The sequence below is a fragment of the Nonomuraea zeae genome, from assembly GCF_005889725.1.
In the GTDB taxonomy this organism is placed as follows: Bacteria; Actinomycetota; Actinomycetes; order Streptosporangiales; family Streptosporangiaceae; genus Nonomuraea; species Nonomuraea zeae.
In genome coordinates, this window is sequence record NZ_VCKX01000281.1 from 1 (window position 1) to 15,969 (window position 15,969).

Below are 15,969 nucleotides of genomic sequence, written 5' to 3' on the forward strand. Positions count from 1 at the left end.
GCCCAGCAGCCCGTTCTCACCGACCAGTTCCACTCCCTCGGCCCGGGCCTGGTCGACCAGCCTGGCCACCAGCTCCCGATCCGTCGAGTTCTCGGGCTTCTTGCGCGCCACTGCGGCGTCCTCCAGGTCGATCTCCGTCGATGCCTGGATCACAGTACTCATCAGGTGCGTTCTCCATGATCAGGAGTTACACCGAAAACCGTACAGTCCCCCGCCCTGATGCGCTCTACCGGCTCGGCGGGCTGATCACGTCTGCCTGTCAGCAGGACCACCACCGGTGTGTCGTATGTCACGCCGTGACAGTCGACGAGGTAATAGCAATCGTCGCGGGCGCCTTCGCCGCGATGCGACATCCCGACGCGGACACCAGCCGCGAACGCTCCGCACACATCGCCGAGATCATCCTCGACGGACCACGACTGCTCCACTCGCCACCAGGCCAAGGACCTCCACTCCCACGACGTCCCCGGAATCAGAGTGACCGACAACGACTGAGGACCTGCGATCGGCTACCTGGCGGCTGGGGGCACGTTCGGGAGCGGAGGGCCTATAGCGATCGGGGAGAAAGGATTCCTGCCGATGCGCAGACAGTGGGAGCTGGAGGACCTCATCAAGTGCTGGACACCGGCCGAGGCCGGGTTACCGCTATCCTTGGCCCCGGATTTACGCAACCGCAGTTTCGTATTTGTCTGGACCCGCGTGATCGTGTCAGCTCGCGGCCAGGAATGCGGCGAGGTCGGCGGCGATCTCGCCCGGGGGCTCGCCGTTGATCGCGTGCGCGGCGCCGGGGTAGACCTTCACTGTCCCCGATCTCCAGCCCGGCCACTCCCCGTCCGCCGCGCTCACCCTGGTCCGCTGGGACGACGACCGCGTCGACGCCCTCGTGCTCTGCGACACCACCATAGTTATCTTGGGTTCTCAAGTGATCATGCAGGTCAGCGGCCCGGTCAGCGTTGAGGCACGTTAGGCAAGTGGGCCGAGGGCGGTAAGTGTTGAGGTGGCGCGCGCCGAAACGCCTCAACACTTACGCTGTGCTGATGAGCCGTGGGCCGGGGAAGATCCAGCGTGCCATTTGCGAACTGCTGGAGTCTGCGCGGACAGTCGAGCCATGGCCGGTGTACATGTCGGCGATCGGGCTCGCGCCTCGCCTCGCTCCGGAAGTTCAGATGAGTGATGGACTGGACGGACATATTCGGCTCCTTCATTGTTGCCCGGCTGTGGAACCACCGTCGCAGGGGTGGCGGCCAGGTTGTGGCCGCCACCGGAACAGGATGAGTACGGGTTACTCATGACGGCACGAGCGCGGGCGCCGACACTCGGCCCATGCTTATCCGCCGCGTGATCGTGCCGCTCGTCTTATTCGTCGTCGCCGCCCTGCTCGGCGCCCCCGCGGGGCACGCCGACGGCGCGGTGCACGGTGAGTGCGAGTTCCTCGGGACCTCGCCCCTGTCGCTCGCGGAGGGCGAGCGGCCCCGTGCCCGTATCACCTTCCTCAACGACAGCCAGGAGAGCGGCTGGTTCACCGCCACGGTGGAGGCCGGCTTCCACTACTGGCACGCCACGCCGTTCTACCGGCAGTTATTATCCGCCGAGACGGGGCTGGTGCAGGGGGAATTCGACCTGCCGCCGGCGTACGCGGAGGGCCTCGGTGACGCGAGCGGCCTGCGGATCGACATCACCTCGACACTGTCGGGCGACACGACGATCGGCACCTGCTCCACCAACCTGAAGGTGCACACCGGCCGTGACACCGACCAGGACGGGCTGCTGGACGCCTGGGAGATCAACGGCATCGACTACGACCAGGACGGCACGGTCGATCTCGCGCTGAACCAGCCCCCGTACAGCGCCGACCCGAACAAGAAGGACATCTTCGTCGAGCTGGACGCGATGTTCTGCCTGGCGTCGTACTGCCAGCGTTCCAGGGAGTTCGACCCGAACGCCATCAGCCGGGTGGTGACCGCCTTCGCGGCGCACGGCATCACCCTGCACGTCTATACCGGGGAGCGGGCCGGCGAGGCGGAGCGGATCACGTTCGACACCAAGAGCCCCGGTAGCTGGGACGACTTCGACGATGTCAAGTTCGGCGACCCCGCCATCGCCTGCGACGGGAACTTCGGCGACGTGCTCGACCGGATCTCACGCAACTGCGAGAACATCCTGGGCGCCAAGCGGCTGGCGTTCCGCTACGCCGTGTCGGTGCACGGGCTGACCGGCCTCGGCACCACGTCGGGCCAGGCCGAGGCGGGCGACGACACCCAGCAGCACGTCGACCTGGCCCACTTGGCCCGCGTCGCCCTGCCGGGCGGCAACGACTTCGTCATCTCGCTCGGCGCGTGGGACAACACGCGGATCACCGCCAACGGCGGCCAGACCGCGGCGGAGGCGGGCACGTTCATGCACGAGCTCGGCCACACGCTCGGGCTGCAGCACGGCGGCCTGGACAGCGTCAACTGCAAGCCGAACTACCTGAGCGTCATGAACTACTCCTACCAGTTCCCCACGGCGTCCACCGCGTCCCGCCCCCTGGACTACCAGCCCCAGGAGCGCGCCCCCATGAACGAGGACCAGGGTCTCGACGAGGTGGGCGACGCCCTGCCGGGAGCGGGTAGCGCGACGGTCGTGTACGGGACGGTGGTGGCCGGGAAACCCGGAGTCGCGCTGACCACGCCGGCCAACAAGCCGGTCGACTGGAATGGCGACGGCACCAGCGCGACGAGCCAGTCCGGGGACGTCAACCACATCATCATGGGCCCCGACACCACGTCCTGCCCCGTCTCCCCCAAGCAGACCCTCACCTCCTGGAACGACTGGGACCACCTGAACCTCAACTTCCGCGAGAGCCCCTGGTTCGAGGACGGCGCGCACAAGGGCGTGCTCGGCCTGGGCAGCGCCGAGATCACCGCCGAGGCCGCCGCGAGTCTCAACCCGCCGATCGACCTCACCGCCGCCAAGACCGTGGACAGGCAGGACGCCTCCCCCGGCGACCGGCTCACCTACACCGTGGCCGTGGGCAACAAGGGACCCGCCACCGCCACGGCGGTGAAGATCGACGACACGATGCCCGGCGGCGACGTCGTCCACCGCACGACGTCCGACGTGCCGGCGGGCGGCTCCGCGCGGGAGACGTTCACCTACGACATCCCCTGTGCGACCACGGACGGGACGGTCCTGACGAACAAGGCGGCCGTGTCGGGGACCAACGAGCGCGGATACGCCGAGACCGGCACCCTGTCCGACAACGCCGCCGGGGTGTCCACCACGGTGCACCGGCCGGTGATCGGCGTGGCGGCCACCGCGCCCGCCACCGTCAACGCCGGCGAGGCCGCCGCCTACACCCTGACCTACCGCAACACCGGCGGGGCCGCGGCCTCCGGCGCCACGCTCACCGCCACGCTGCCCGCCGGCCTCTACTACAGCGCCGCGCTCGACCAGGGCGCCGGGCCCCGCCCCGGCTCCGTGAGCAGGAACACCGACGGCACCACCACGCTGCGCTGGGCCATCGGCACGCTGCCCGCCGGCACGGGGACCGGCACGATCGCCTTCACCGCGCGGCCGAGCCTGCTGCTCCTGGACGCGGCGACGGTCATCGTGCCGGTCTCGCTGAGCGCCGACGGCTCCGGCCCGTGCCCCACCAGCCCCGCCGCCGCGACGGCGGAAACGCGGATCACGACCGTCTCCCCCAGCCGCGACCCCGGGCTGGTCACGTTCTGGGCGCTGCGGCCCGACCTGCGCACCGCCGAGGCGCTCGCCCGCGTCCAGGCCACCGACGACCGCTTCGACGGCGCCGACGGCTCGGCCGCGAACGGCGCGCTCTCCCTGCGGGAGTCCACCGCCGTCCTCACCCTGCCGCTGACGCAGCCGCGCACACTGCGGGCCGAACTGCTGGCCACCATGCTCAACCTGGCCGGCCGCCGGATCAACGCCGGCACCGCCGTGGACGGCCTCACCGCGCGGGCCCTGGGGGTGCGGACGGTGGGCGAGGCCGTCCGCCACGCCCAGGCCACCCTCGCGCAGCCGCCCACGCTGGACAACCTCGTCCGCTACACGAAGGCGACCCAGGTGCTCGCCGAGATCAACTCCGGTCTGGCGAGCTAGCCATGTGCTTCCGAGGTGGCCGCCCCGGTGGCCACCTCGGTGGCGGCTTCGATGGCGGCGGGGCGGAGCTGGACCGCGCGGATCCGGGACACGTCCAGCTTGCTCGTACGGTCGAAGCGGTAGAACCCGCTCTGCTCCTGGAAGACGCCGGTGAGCTGCGTGTAGCAGTAGCCGAACATCAGGGGATCGTTCAGCAGGACCCCGACCAGCCCGGCGAACCGCTCTGGATGACCCGCCCGAGTCCGACGACGTTGAGCACGGTCTCGACCTGGCTGACGCCGGCGCACACGGCTTACATGACCTACATGGCTGACAACCCCTGGATATCGTCAGGCATGTGCGGTTTACCCCTACCTGCCTAAGGCCTGTTGACTGAACTAAATCATGTGGGAGCCGTACCGACTGCTGGACGCACATGGGGTCCGGGTCGGGCCCGTGACCACGTACGTCACCGACCTGCTGGCCGCCGGCAGCCCCGCATCGACGCTCCGGTCTTACGGCATGGACCTGCTGCGCTGGTGGAGGTTCTTGTGGGGCGGTCGGCGACCTCGAATGGGACCGTGCTGTACGCGAGGACGCTCGGGACTTCATGCTCTGGATGCAGTTCGCCGACAAGCCGAAGCGAGTGCACTGGCGATACCGTGGGAAGGCCTCGCCTCCTGGGCCGCCACCCACGAACACCCCGATCAGCGGCAAGACACCGAGCGCACCTGACACGCCCGAGGGACGTTTCACCGTGAACGCCTATGAAACAGCCGTCCGGCGTCCGGCCCTCCCGGTGCGTGCCCGCCGCGATCCTGTCCCTGGCCGAGTTCGCCGAACGACTGCGCGCCTGCGGCTCCGCCTGAAGTCCCTCACCGCCGAGTTGCAAGGCAGCCACGATCCGTCCGGCGTGGTGTTCACCGTGCTCGCAGCCCCCTCAGGGGACGCTAAGACATCCGCGACCGCACCTTGAAGGGCCACCAAGCGCCCGCAAGGACGGCAGGGACAGCAAGGAGATCGGCGGCGCCGCGGATGGGAGCCTGATGTCCGTGGTGCTGTATCTGCGCGGTCAGGACCTCAGCCTCCGCGAGATCGCTTCCCGCTTGGTCATCACCCAAGGCGCCGCCAACAGGGGCCGGCGCCCTCTTGGCGGCCACCGTCGTGCGCACGCTCCGCGACCACGACGCCAGCATCGCCGAGCTGGGTGCAGGAGCCGGCGATGCTAGCAACAGCGCCCGTTCAGTCCCCGCCGGCCGGGGACGACTTCCTCAATCCGCAGGACGCCGCTCCCCGACCTTCGGCTGCCGCTTCACCGAGCTGGCCGCGTCTCGGTGGCTTCCAGGCGTGCCCCGCCGCTGGCGGGACAGCATGGTCATTGTCGCGGCCAGGCCAGAAGCGCACATAGCCGGGTGCTCCGCCGTCCTCATCCGCGGAATGCTCGGCAGGCGTCAGCGCAGGTACACGTTGGGCTGGGGCGGGGTGCTCATGCCGTTGCCGATGAAGAAGCTCGGGTGCGGCGGCTGGTTGTAGGCGGTGTTCTGCCAGGCCAGAGCCACTCGGTACTGCGGATCGTGCAGCAGCGTGTGGATCTTGACGGTGGTCAGGTGGGGTGTGGCGTAGATGCGCAGGGCGCGGTTGTCGGTGGTGGGCCAGATGACCTCTTCGCGCCAGTCGCCGAGGATGTCGCCCGCCAGTGACGGGGTGGCCTTGGTGCCGTTGTTGCTGTGCACGCCGGAGGCGGTCAGCAGGCGGGTCTCGCCGCCGGTGCCGTACTTGTCGATCCTGGTCTGGTCCAGCAGTTCGCGCACGGGGTCGCCGTCCCACCAGGACAGGAAGTTGGCCGAGGACGGCTGGCGGCCGATGACCGTTCCGGAGGTGTTGCGCAGCCCGTTCTGTCCCGCGCCGGCGGCCCAGGACTCGGCGCCGGAACTGCCGGCGTAGACGTCGGCGGACACGCCGCGGGCCGGGCCCTCGCCGTCGGAGCCCGCGCCGGTGCCGGTCTGCCACAGCACCTGGCCGGTACGGGCGTCGACCATGTACAGGCCCGGCCGGTTGGCCGACTCGGAGATCTTCACGTACTCCTGGCCCGCCCGGCCCGGGTTGAGATCGCCGAGGTGGGCGGCGTCGCCGTGGCCCCAGCCGACGTTCCACAGGCGGGCGCCGTTGTCGTCGATGGTCGCGGCCCCGTACAGGATCTCGTCGCGGCCGTCGCCGTCCACGTCGCCGACGGTGAGGCTGTGATTGCCCTGGCCGGCGTAGGAGCCGTTGCCGGAGGCGTTGGTGTCGAACGTCCAGCGCTTGACGAGGCGGCCGTCGCGGAAGTCCCAGGCGGCGATCACGGCGCGGGTGTAGTAGCCGCGGGCCATGATGAGGCTGGGCCGCTGCCCGTCCAGGTAGGCGGTGCCGGCCAGGAACCGGTCCACGCGGTTGCCGTAGTTGTCGCCCCAGGAGGAGACGTTGCCGCGGGGCGGGTCGTAGTTCACCGTCGACATCGCCGCGCCGGTCTGGCCGTTGAACATGGTCAGGTACTCGGGGCCGGACAGGATGTAGCCGCCGGAGTTGCGGTGGTCGGCGCTCGCGTTGCCGATGACGGTGCCGCGGCCGTCGACGGTGCCGTCGGCGGTCTTCATGGCGACCTCGGCCTTGCCGTCGCCGTCGTAGTCGTAGACCTGGAACTGGGTGTAGTGGGCGCCGGCGCGGATGTTGCGGCCCAGGTTGATGCGCCACAGGCGGGTGCCGTCCAGCCTGATGCCGTCGAGGTAGACCGGGTCGGTCACGCCGGACTGGGAGTTGTCCTTGGAGTTGTTGGCCTCCCACTTCAGCACCAGGTCCAGGCGGCCGTCGCCGTCGAGGTCGCCGGTACTGGCGTCGTTGGCGTGGTGGCCGGAGGACGGTGGTGTGATCGGCACGTCGAGGTAGCCGCTGCCGAAGCGCAGCGAGCTCTCCGAGGCGGGGCCCTCGGTGTCGCCGCTGAGCGGGCGAACTGTGTAGGAGGCGTCCGAAGCGGCCCCGGAGTCCAGGTAATTGGTGGAGTCCGTGACGGTCGCCAGGCGCGTGCCGCCCCGATAGAGGTTGAAGGACGTCGTACGGGGCTCGGTACCCAGCAGCCGCCAGGAGACCAGGTTGCCGTTGCCGGAGCGGACACTGATCAGGCCTCGGTCGAGGTCTTCGGCCTGCTTGGCATCCTCGGGAACGGAGGTCGGGGTGACCGTAGGAGTGACCGTGGGGGTGACGGTGGGGGTGGGCTCGCCGCCTTCGCCGGTGCAGGTGACGCCGTTGAGCGCGAACGAGTCGGGCGCCGGGTTGGCGCCGTTCCAGGAGTCGTTGAAGCCGAACGTCGTGCTGCCGCCCTGGGGGATCGCGGCGTTGTAACCCGCGTCCTGCGCCCTGACGGCCGGGCCGTTCTGGGTGGCCGTGGCGTTCCACGCCTGGGTGATCCGCTGTCCGGCGGTGAACGACCAGTCCAGGTGCCAGCCGTTGATCGCCTCGCCCACGTTCTGAATGGTCACGTTGCCGGTGAATCCACCGGCCCACTGGGTGGTGACGGCGTAGTCCACCTCGCAGGCCACCGCCGCGGCGGCAGGCGACTGCAGGGCGACCGCGCCCGCGGCCACCAGGCATACGGTGCTGCCGAGCACCGTGGAGAGCAGGGATAAACGTTTCATTGAGCGTCCAATCGATGGGCGGACCTCTGGGGAGGTGTCGAGCGAGCACACCGTAAGAAGGTCCTGATCAGAGTGTCAACGAGACGCCGATCTTCATCCTCTGCCGGGATTGTTTCCTTTCAGGTCAGCGGTGGGAAGAAGGCCGCACCTGTTCTGAAACTTTCGGAGCCCGGACGCGTCAACGGCAGGGGGCCGCGGTCGACTCGCGGACGACCAGCTGCGGCCGGTAGACCAGCTTCTGATGCCGGTGCCCCGCCCGGGCCTCGTCCAGCAGCAGTTCCGCCGCGACCCGGCCCAGCTCCCGCTTCGGCTGCCACACGGTGGTCAGAGGCGGGGCGAGCTGGGCGGCGAACGCCACGTCGTCGTACCCCACGACCGACATCTCGCCCGGCACCGCGACCCCTCGCTCCTTCAAGCCCCCGATCACGCCCAGCGCCGCCGCGTCGTTGAGGCAGAGAATCGCGGTGGGCGGATCAGCCGCGCCCAGCACATCCTCCAACGCCGCCGCGGCGGTCTCGGTGATATCGGGCGACGGCACCCGGACGTCCAGCACCCCCCGGCCGGGGTCCAGGCCGGCCTTGAGGAACGCCTTGCGCACGCCGGCGTGACGCTCGGCGGTCTGCTGCACCTCGATCGCGGCACTGAGCAACGCGATCCGCCGGTGCCCCAAGGCGATCAGGTGTCCCGCGACCTGCTCACCACCCCACTGGTTGTCGACAGACACCGAGCACAGCCGGCCGTCGGACCTGTGGTCCAGCAGCACCACCGGGACACCACGCCCGGCCAGGGCGACCAGCGAGTCCAGATCGGCCTCGACCGGGGTGATGAGCACGCCGCGCACGCGCTGCTTCTCCAACTCCCGCAGGTAGTGCTGCTCTCGCCCCGGCTGCAAGTCGGTGCTGCAGGTCATGAGCATGCAGCCGTCCTGAAGCAGCCGGTCCTCCACCCCCCGGCACACCTCGGTGAAGAACGGCCCGGCGATGTCCAGCGTCACCGCGCCGACCAGCGGACTGGGTATCCCCCGTAACCGTCTGGCGGCGCTGTCGGGCAGATACCCCATGCGCTCCATCGCCGCGTGCACGCGCCGGCGCGTCCCCTCGGCGACCAGTTCGGGATTGTTGAGGACGTTGCTCACGGTTGTCGGTGAAACACCGGCCTCTCGTGCGACCTGACGCATACCAGGGCGGCGCGGCCCGACCGAATCGTCCCCATTCACCGCAGCACCATATACTGGCAGTACCACGGGCGCGCTTCGAAGCCATGCCAGCCGGTCCTCGAGGGGTAGCCGGCCAGCAGGGCACCGGCCGAGTGGCTGACCCGGCGCTATCAGATCGCCAGGGATCGAAGACATCAGCGGGATCGATCCGGGTTCAGGGCGTTGCGGAGGTCACGCTCCAGGCCCGCCGAGGAGCCGGGGATGTGCTGGAGCACGAGGTTGAGGGATGCGGCTGCGGTTTCCGGAGCGGAGGGATCGAGCGGGACTCCCGGGAAATGTTTCTCGAACGCCTCGGTGACGGCCTGCCAGAGCACGCCGTTCGCGGACAGATGTCTCAGGGAGTGTCCATGGTGTACTCCACGTCGGTTTCGCTCGATGAAGCGACGGCGTAGCGCCACGAACGCGCGCCGGACCCGATGGCCTCGCTGACGCCGTCCGGGTGGAGGGGCAGAACGACGGTGGCCGTGGTGCCCGCCGGGATGGTGACGTCGAGGAGGGCCCGGCCATACGCGCTCTCGTGCGCGACGTGTGCCCAGGTCAGTCCTCCGCCTGGTCGCGGTGCGATCCGCATTCGCCGGTAGCCGGGCTCCAGGCGCTCGATGCCGCCCACGACGCGGTGCAGCCAGTCGGCGACGGCTCCGAGCGCGTAGTGGTTGCGGGAGGTCATCCCGGTGGAGTTGAGGGTGCCATCGGGCAGGATCGAGTCCCAGCGTTCCCAGATGGTGGTGGCGCCCATGGTCACCGGGTAGAGGAAGGACGGGCAGCCGAGCTCGGTGAGCAGCAGATACGCCTCCTCGAGGTGACCGGTGCCGCTCAGTGCATGGGTGACGAGCGGGGTGCCGGCGAACCCTGTGGAGATCCGGTAGCCGGACTTGGAGACGAGGGCGGCCAGCCGGTCGCCGGCCTTTCGCCGCTGGTCCTCGTCGAGGATTCCGAAGACGATGGCGAGTGCGTAGGCGGTGGCGGACTCGTTCACGATCCGGCCTGAGGGGGTGACGAACTCCGTGCGGAAGGCCGCGCGCACCCGATCGGCGAGAGCGCCGAGCTGCGCGGGGTCCTCGACTTCGCCGAGCAGCGCCGCCGTTTCCGCCATCTCGGCCTGTCGTTAACGAAGGTGCCAGGAAGTACATTCGAGAGTCGTTGGCCCTGTCAGGGATCGCCTTCGAGGTTAGGCCGAGAGGCTGTCAGCGGGTGTGTCGGCGTGCTGCCGGATCGTGTTCGGCGGTCATGCGGGCGGAGGTTTCCTCGCCCAGACGGAGGTAGCGGCCGAGGCTGGACAGGCTCTGGTGGCGGCTCTCGGCCTGCAACTCGGGTGCGGTCCGGCCGGCCTCGGCCAGATGCTGCAGGGCGCGGCGTGGGTGGCGGATAAGGACAGCGTGTTGACCGACCTGGGCCTGCCCGAAGACCCCGCGGAGCTGCCGGCCGAGCACGCCGAGCGGCTGGATGGCGATGATGCCGCGGGTGGACATCTCCGAAGCGGTCGTGGAGGTGCTGGGCTGGTGCCCGAAGTTCATGGAGGCCTTCACCTCGATCGCCGGCACCGGCCCGCACCTGGACAACCTGGACATCTCGGTGGCGGCGTGCCTGACCGCGCAAGCGCTGAACATCACCTACGGGCCGATCGCGGTCAAGGGCGTGCCCGCGCTGGAGCGGCACCGGCTCGGCTACGTCGATCACACCTACCTACGCGCCGACAACTACGACGCGGCCAACCCGCACCTGATCGCCAAGCAGGCCGGGATCGGTTTCGCTCAGGCGCTGGGCGGCGGCCTGGTCGCGGCCATCGACGGCATGCGGTTTGTCGTCCCGGTGCCCTCCGCGTACGCCCGGCCGAATAAAAAGTATTTCGGACCGAAGCGTGGAATAACCTGGCTGAATATGATCAATGATCAGGCGTTCGGTATCGCGTGGAAAATCGTGTCCGGCACGGACCGGGATTGCCTGCACGCGCTGGATGTCATTTTCGGCTCGGGCGAGGGCCGCCGGGCCGACGTGATTGTCACCGATACCGGATCTTACAGCGATCTGGTATTCGGGCTCGCGCATCTACTCGACAAGGAGTATCGGCCGGCGCTGGCCGATCTGCCGGACCAGAAGCTGTGGCGGGTGCAGGCCGATGCCGATTACGGGCGCTGAACGCGCTGGCGCGCGGGCGGCTGGATCTGGGCAAGGTCGCCCGGTGGTGGCCGGACATCCTGCGCCTGGTCGGCTCCATCTACACCAGCGCCGTCAACCCCTACGACGTGGTGCGGATGCTGCAGCGCGACGGCCGGCCAACCGCGATGGGCGAGGCGATCAACACCTACGGCCGGATTTTTAAGAGTCTGCATGTGCTGGCGCTGATCGATGACGAGGGCATGCGGCGCGGCATCAAAGGCATCCGCAACCTCCAGGAAGGCCGCCACGACCTGGCGCAGAAAGTGTTCCACGGCCGCAAAAGCCAGGTATTCCAGCGCTACTACGAGGGAATGGCGGATCAGTTAGGAGCCTTGGGCATTGTTTTGAACTGTTTGGTGCTGTGGAACACCGTCTACATTGACGACGCTTTGCGCCAGCTGCGGGCGCAGGGCTATCCAGTGCTGGATGACGATGTGGCCCGGCTCAATCCATCTATCAGGCGGCACATCAATGTGCACGGCCGCTATTCCTTTCAACGTCCGCAGCTGGGTGGCGGACGGCGCCGGCGGTAGCCGCCCGGCACCTCGGCTGCCACCGCCTCCCAGAAGGGTTCGGCCTCGCGGAAGTGGCCACCGAGGGTGTGCCAGGACAGGCCTGGGTAGTCGAAGCGCAGCACGGCCAGGGCCGTGCGGGCCAGCCGGAGCGCCGGAACTCGGTTTCGGTGTGGGGATCTTCCACCCACCCCAGGCCGCACGTGCGGCAGATCTGGTAGACGACGGCGAAGGCGAAGGCGTCCGTCGAATAGGCGGCGCCAGTGCGCCGGGTGAGGCGGTTGAAGGAGGGGGGTCGGTCCAGGGCGCGCCCTTGGGCAGCCGGTAGCGCCGGGTGCGGTAGCGGCGATGCATTCGCGGGCTGCGGCCAGCAGCCGGGCGTGGTCACCGTCGCAGTCCATCAGGACGTATCGCGTATCCCTGCTGCCAGGCCACGGAACGGGGGACGAAGTGCGATTCGGTGGCGGTCCCCACGTTGAGTTCGGCGGGGCCAGGGTCGTTCTCGTACAGCAGGCAGTTGCGGGCATAGACCCATGCTTCAAAGGCGTCTTGCTCGACCGGGGTTGCCTAGGTAACGGGCGGCCATCTGCAGGTGGGTGTAGGCGGTGTCTGACGCGCCGCTCGCCGAGATCGGGAAGCTGGCACAGTTCGCTCCTTGGGACTGAGCGAGGCGGCGTTCACCGAGACTTCCGATCAAATCGTCGCGGCGTGGCGGTGTGGTGGCTTACGCCCCGGCGTATAGCTCGGCGGCGGCGGCCATGTGGTCTTCGACGACATTGCGCGCGGCGGAGACGTCACCGTGCTCGATCGCCTTGAGGATCGGTGCGTGCCGGTCGTGAGACATGATCTCCGGCAGTTGGGTGGCGTCGTGGCTCATGATCGCTACTCGGATGCGCCCTTCCAGGTGCTTCCATGACTCCACCAGCATCGGGTTGTCGGCGAGTTCGCACAGCAGCAGGTGGAATCCGAGGTCGGCCGCCACCCGTTGGGGGAAGTCGGCATGGTCATCGCGGAGCAGGGCCAGGGCTGAGCGGAGCGTCTGGACGGCGGCGTCGCGGTGCGGGGAGTTGATGATGGTCGCCACGGCCAGGCCTTCGAGTGCGGCCCGCACCTGGTAGAGCCCTCTGATCTCCTTGGCGGTCAGGGTGTTGACGCGGAGCATGCCGCGGTGGCCGGGGGTGACGAGTCCTTCCTGCTGCAGATGGCGCAGGGCCTCGCGGACGGTGCCCCGGCTGATGCCCAGGCGGTTGGCGAGTTCGACCTCCCCGAGGTGGTCGCCCGGCCGGTACTGCCCGGAGGTGATCGCCGAGCGCAGGGCGTGGAGCGCGCGTTCACGCAGGGTGCTGCGGTCGAGGCTGGACAGGGGTTCGACGCTGGTCACGCACACTCCTTCGGTCACTGATGTGCCCATCGTAATGCGGCGCCGCTGAAAGGACGACTGTTAACAGTTCGATCGATCCTTCTCTTGACAGAGTCGGGTGACGCTGGCCACAGTCGTACTGCCGTCTGTTAACAGTCAGCAGTCGGCCGACGTGAGGGCGGGCCGCGCTCCGTCCTTCCACCCCCCTGGAGAACGCAGATGGCTGACACGCAGATCAATCCACGCCACCCCATCGACGGCACACCAGAGAAGAAGAAAGTCGCCCTCGGTACCTCGATCGGCGCCACGATCGAGACGTATGACTTCATCGGCTTCGGCACGGCCGCCGCCCTGTACTTCAACGACGTCTTCTTCCCATCCAGCGACCCGCTGTCCGGGACGCTGCTGTCGTTCGCGACCCTGGGCATCGGGTTCGCGGTGCGGCCGCTCGGCGGGATCATCGGCGGCTATCTCGGTGACAAAATCGGCCGCAAGCCCGTGCTGGTCGGCTCCTTGCTGCTGATGGGCATCGCGACGGTGCTCATCGGGGTGCTGCCGACCTACCAGCAAGTGGGGGTCTGGGCGGGGATCCTCCTGGTCGCGGTGCGGGTGGTGCAAGGGCTGGCCTTCGGCGCCGAGTGGGGCGGCGCGATCCTGATGTGCTTCGAGCACGCGCCCTGGCGGCGGCGCGGCCTGTACACCGGCATCACCCAGGCGGGCTTCCCCGTCGGCCTGCTGCTGGCCAACCTGGCCTTCCTGGTCAGCGTCCCGCTCGGCGATCAGTGGGCGTGGCGGGTGCCGTTCCTGCTCAGCGTGGTGCTGATCGTGGTCGGCATCGTCATCCGGCTCAAGATCGAGGAGTCGCCGGAGTTCGAAGAGCTGAAGGCGGAAGGGGAGATCGTCAAGAACCCGCTGCTGGAAGTCCTGCGCGACGACTGGCGCAATGTCCTGCGCGCCTTCTGCCTGCGCATCACCGAGACCGCCGGCTACGCCGTCACGGTGACCTTCATGCTGTCCTACCTGACGAGTGAGAAGCTGGCGGACCGATCCGTCACCCTGACCGGGCTGATGCTGGCGGCCGGCCTCGGCATCGCCGCCACGACACTTTGGGGCGCGCTGACCGACAAGGTCGGACGCCGACCGGTGTACCTGGTGGGCACCGCGATCACGCTGCTGTGGGGCGTCCCGATGTTCCTGATGGTCAATACGGGCGCGGCGGTCTGGATCGTGGCGGCGTTCATCATCAGCTACGCCATCTGCCAGAACTCGCTGGCCGGGGTGCAGGGGGCGTGGTTCTCCGAACTGTTCGCGGCCAAGACCCGCACGAGCGGGGCGTCGCTGGCCTACCAGCTCTCCGCCGTCATCTCCGGGTTCACCCCGCTGCTGGCCACGGCCCTGTACGCGGCCTTCGGCTGGATCGGGCCGGCCGTGCTGGTGAGCGGATACGGGCTGCTGGGGCTGCTCGCCGCGCTGGTGACGCAGGAGACCTGGGGTCCGGCCGAACGCGAAAGGGTAGCGGCACTGGAGGCAGCGTCGCGCACCGCGACCGGTACCGCGACCGGCACCGGCACGAGTCCCACGACGAGCCACGGATGAAAGGAGGATGCGCGGTGACGTCACTGCACACCTCACCGACCACCTCCGAGGAGCGGCTGCGTGCCGCTGCTCACCGGATCCGGCGGTACGCGCTTCAGATGGCCGAAGTACAGGGCCAGGGCTACATCGGCCAGGCGCTGGGCGTCGCGGACATCCTCGCCGTCGTCTACGGCAGCCAGCTGCGCCACCGCCCGGACGACCCGCGCTGGCCGGACCGGGACCGTTTCCTGCTGTCGATCGGCCACTACGCCATCGCCTTGTACGCCGCACTCGCCGAAGCCGGCGTCATCCCCGCCGAGGAGCTTCAGACGTACGGCGCCGACGACTCGCGGCTGCCGATGTCGGCCATGGCTTCGTACACGCCCGGCGTGGAGATCTCCGGCGGCTCCCTCGGGCACGGCCTCGCGGTGGCCGCCGGGATGGCCCTCGGCCTGCGTCACACGGGCAGCTCGGCGCACGTGTTCAACCTGCTGTCCGACGGCGAGCTCGACGAGGGCTCCACCTGGGAGGCCGCCCTGGCCTGCGCCCACCACGGCCTCGGCAACGTGACGGCGATCGTCGACGTCAACGGATTGCAGGCGGACGGTGCCACCACAGGAGTCCTGCGCACGGAGCCGGTGGCCGACAAATGGCGCGCCTTCGGCTGGCACGCAACCCGGGTCGACGGCAACGACATCCCCGCCCTGCTGGCCGCCTTCCAGCAGTCGCGGGAGCACCGCGCCGCGCCGTCGGTGCTGATCTGCGACACCCGCATCGGCTGCGGAGTGCCGCTCCTGGAGAACCGTGACAAGGCGCACTTCATGCGCGTGGAACAGCACGAATGGCAGATCGCCCGCGACCAGCTCGAGGAGGGCCGGCGCCGATGACCAGTACCGCGCCGAAACGGCTCACCACCTCGGCGATGATCGCCTCGTTCGCCGACCCGGGCCTGCGCACCACCCCGGCCCCCTTCGGCCACGCGCTGTCCCGCCTCGCCGAGCAGCGCCCGGAGATCGTCGGACTGTCCGCGGATCTCGCCAAGTACACCGACATGCACGTCTTCCGCGACGCCCACCCCGGGCGGTTCTTCCAGATGGGCATGGCCGAGCAGGCCATGTTCGGCGCCGCCGCGGGGCTGGCCGAAGTCGGCCTGGTGCCCTTCGCCTCCACGTACTCGGTGTTCGCCACCCGCCGCGCCTACGACTTCCTCTGCCTGGACATCGCCGAGCCCCGGCTCAACGTCAACGTCGTGGGCGCCCTGCCCGGCCTCACCACCGGCTACGGGCCCAGCCACCAGGCCACCGAAGACCTGGCCATCCTGCGCGGCTGCCCGAACCTCACCATCGTCGACCCGTGCGACGCCGTGGACATCGAACAGGCCGTACCCGCCCTCGCCGCCACCCC

The 15,969-nt window shown here is 69.1% G+C and carries 10 protein-coding genes and 2 pseudogenes; 5 read left to right on the forward strand and 7 right to left on the reverse strand.

Going from position 1 to position 15,969, the window contains the following annotated elements:
• Positions 1-162 (reverse strand): annotated as a pseudogene (locus ETD85_RS67760) (IS256 family transposase); the annotation flags it as partial.
• 1,161 nt (positions 163-1,323) lie between these two features.
• Here ETD85_RS67760 and ETD85_RS49820 point away from each other — a divergent pair.
• Positions 1,324-4,098, forward strand: coding sequence for a DUF7507 domain-containing protein (locus tag ETD85_RS49820; protein WP_138696874.1), 2,775 nt, complete (start codon positions 1,324-1,326; stop codon positions 4,096-4,098).
• Here ETD85_RS49820 and ETD85_RS49825 read toward each other — a convergent pair.
• From ETD85_RS49825 to ETD85_RS49845, 5 genes are all read right to left on the reverse strand, one after another.
• Entirely contained in the window at positions 4,095-4,277 is a 183-nt protein-coding gene (locus tag ETD85_RS49825; RefSeq protein WP_240779946.1) for a hypothetical protein, read from the reverse strand. The genes ETD85_RS49820 and ETD85_RS49825 overlap by 4 nt on opposite strands.
• Before the next feature lie 1,251 nt (positions 4,278-5,528).
• Positions 5,529-7,745 (reverse strand): rhamnogalacturonan lyase family protein, encoded by a 2,217-nt coding sequence (locus ETD85_RS49830; RefSeq protein ID WP_138696875.1) that lies wholly within the window; start codon positions 7,743-7,745, stop codon positions 5,529-5,531.
• A 178-nt stretch (positions 7,746-7,923) separates the two neighbouring features.
• On the reverse strand, positions 7,924-8,988 hold the full coding sequence (locus ETD85_RS49835; protein ID WP_276617394.1) for a LacI family DNA-binding transcriptional regulator: 1,065 nt from the start codon (positions 8,986-8,988) through the stop codon (positions 7,924-7,926).
• A gap of 307 nt (positions 8,989-9,295) precedes the next feature.
• Positions 9,296-10,054, reverse strand: coding sequence for an alpha-L-rhamnosidase-related protein (locus tag ETD85_RS49840; protein ID WP_206059371.1), 759 nt, complete (start codon positions 10,052-10,054; stop codon positions 9,296-9,298).
• A 91-nt stretch (positions 10,055-10,145) separates the two neighbouring features.
• Positions 10,146-10,430, reverse strand: a complete 285-nt coding sequence (locus ETD85_RS49845) for a hypothetical protein (protein WP_138696877.1) — start codon at positions 10,428-10,430, stop codon at positions 10,146-10,148.
• Positions 10,431-10,473: 43 nt separating this feature from the next.
• Here ETD85_RS49845 and ETD85_RS67765 point away from each other — a divergent pair.
• Positions 10,474-11,651 (forward strand): annotated as a pseudogene (locus tag ETD85_RS67765) (Tn3 family transposase).
• Between the two features lie 703 nt (positions 11,652-12,354).
• Here ETD85_RS67765 and ETD85_RS49865 read toward each other — a convergent pair.
• Positions 12,355-13,011 carry a GntR family transcriptional regulator gene (locus ETD85_RS49865; protein WP_206059372.1) on the reverse strand — a complete coding sequence of 219 codons (657 nt, stop codon included), beginning with the start codon at positions 13,009-13,011 and terminating at the stop codon, positions 12,355-12,357.
• 198 nt (positions 13,012-13,209) lie between these two features.
• On the opposite strand from ETD85_RS49865, the gene ETD85_RS49870 reads away from it, so the two are divergent.
• The 3 genes from ETD85_RS49870 to ETD85_RS49880 all read left to right on the forward strand — a co-directional run.
• Positions 13,210-14,586 (forward strand): MFS transporter, encoded by a 1,377-nt coding sequence (locus ETD85_RS49870; RefSeq protein ID WP_138696881.1) that lies wholly within the window; start codon positions 13,210-13,212, stop codon positions 14,584-14,586.
• Positions 14,587-14,600: 14 nt separating this feature from the next.
• Positions 14,601-15,452 (forward strand): transketolase, encoded by an 852-nt coding sequence (locus tag ETD85_RS49875; RefSeq protein ID WP_240779948.1) that lies wholly within the window; start codon positions 14,601-14,603, stop codon positions 15,450-15,452.
• On the forward strand, positions 15,449-15,969 hold a 521-nt coding region (locus tag ETD85_RS49880; RefSeq protein ID WP_420847327.1), incomplete at its 3' end, for a transketolase family protein. The genes ETD85_RS49875 and ETD85_RS49880, both read left to right, overlap by 4 nt.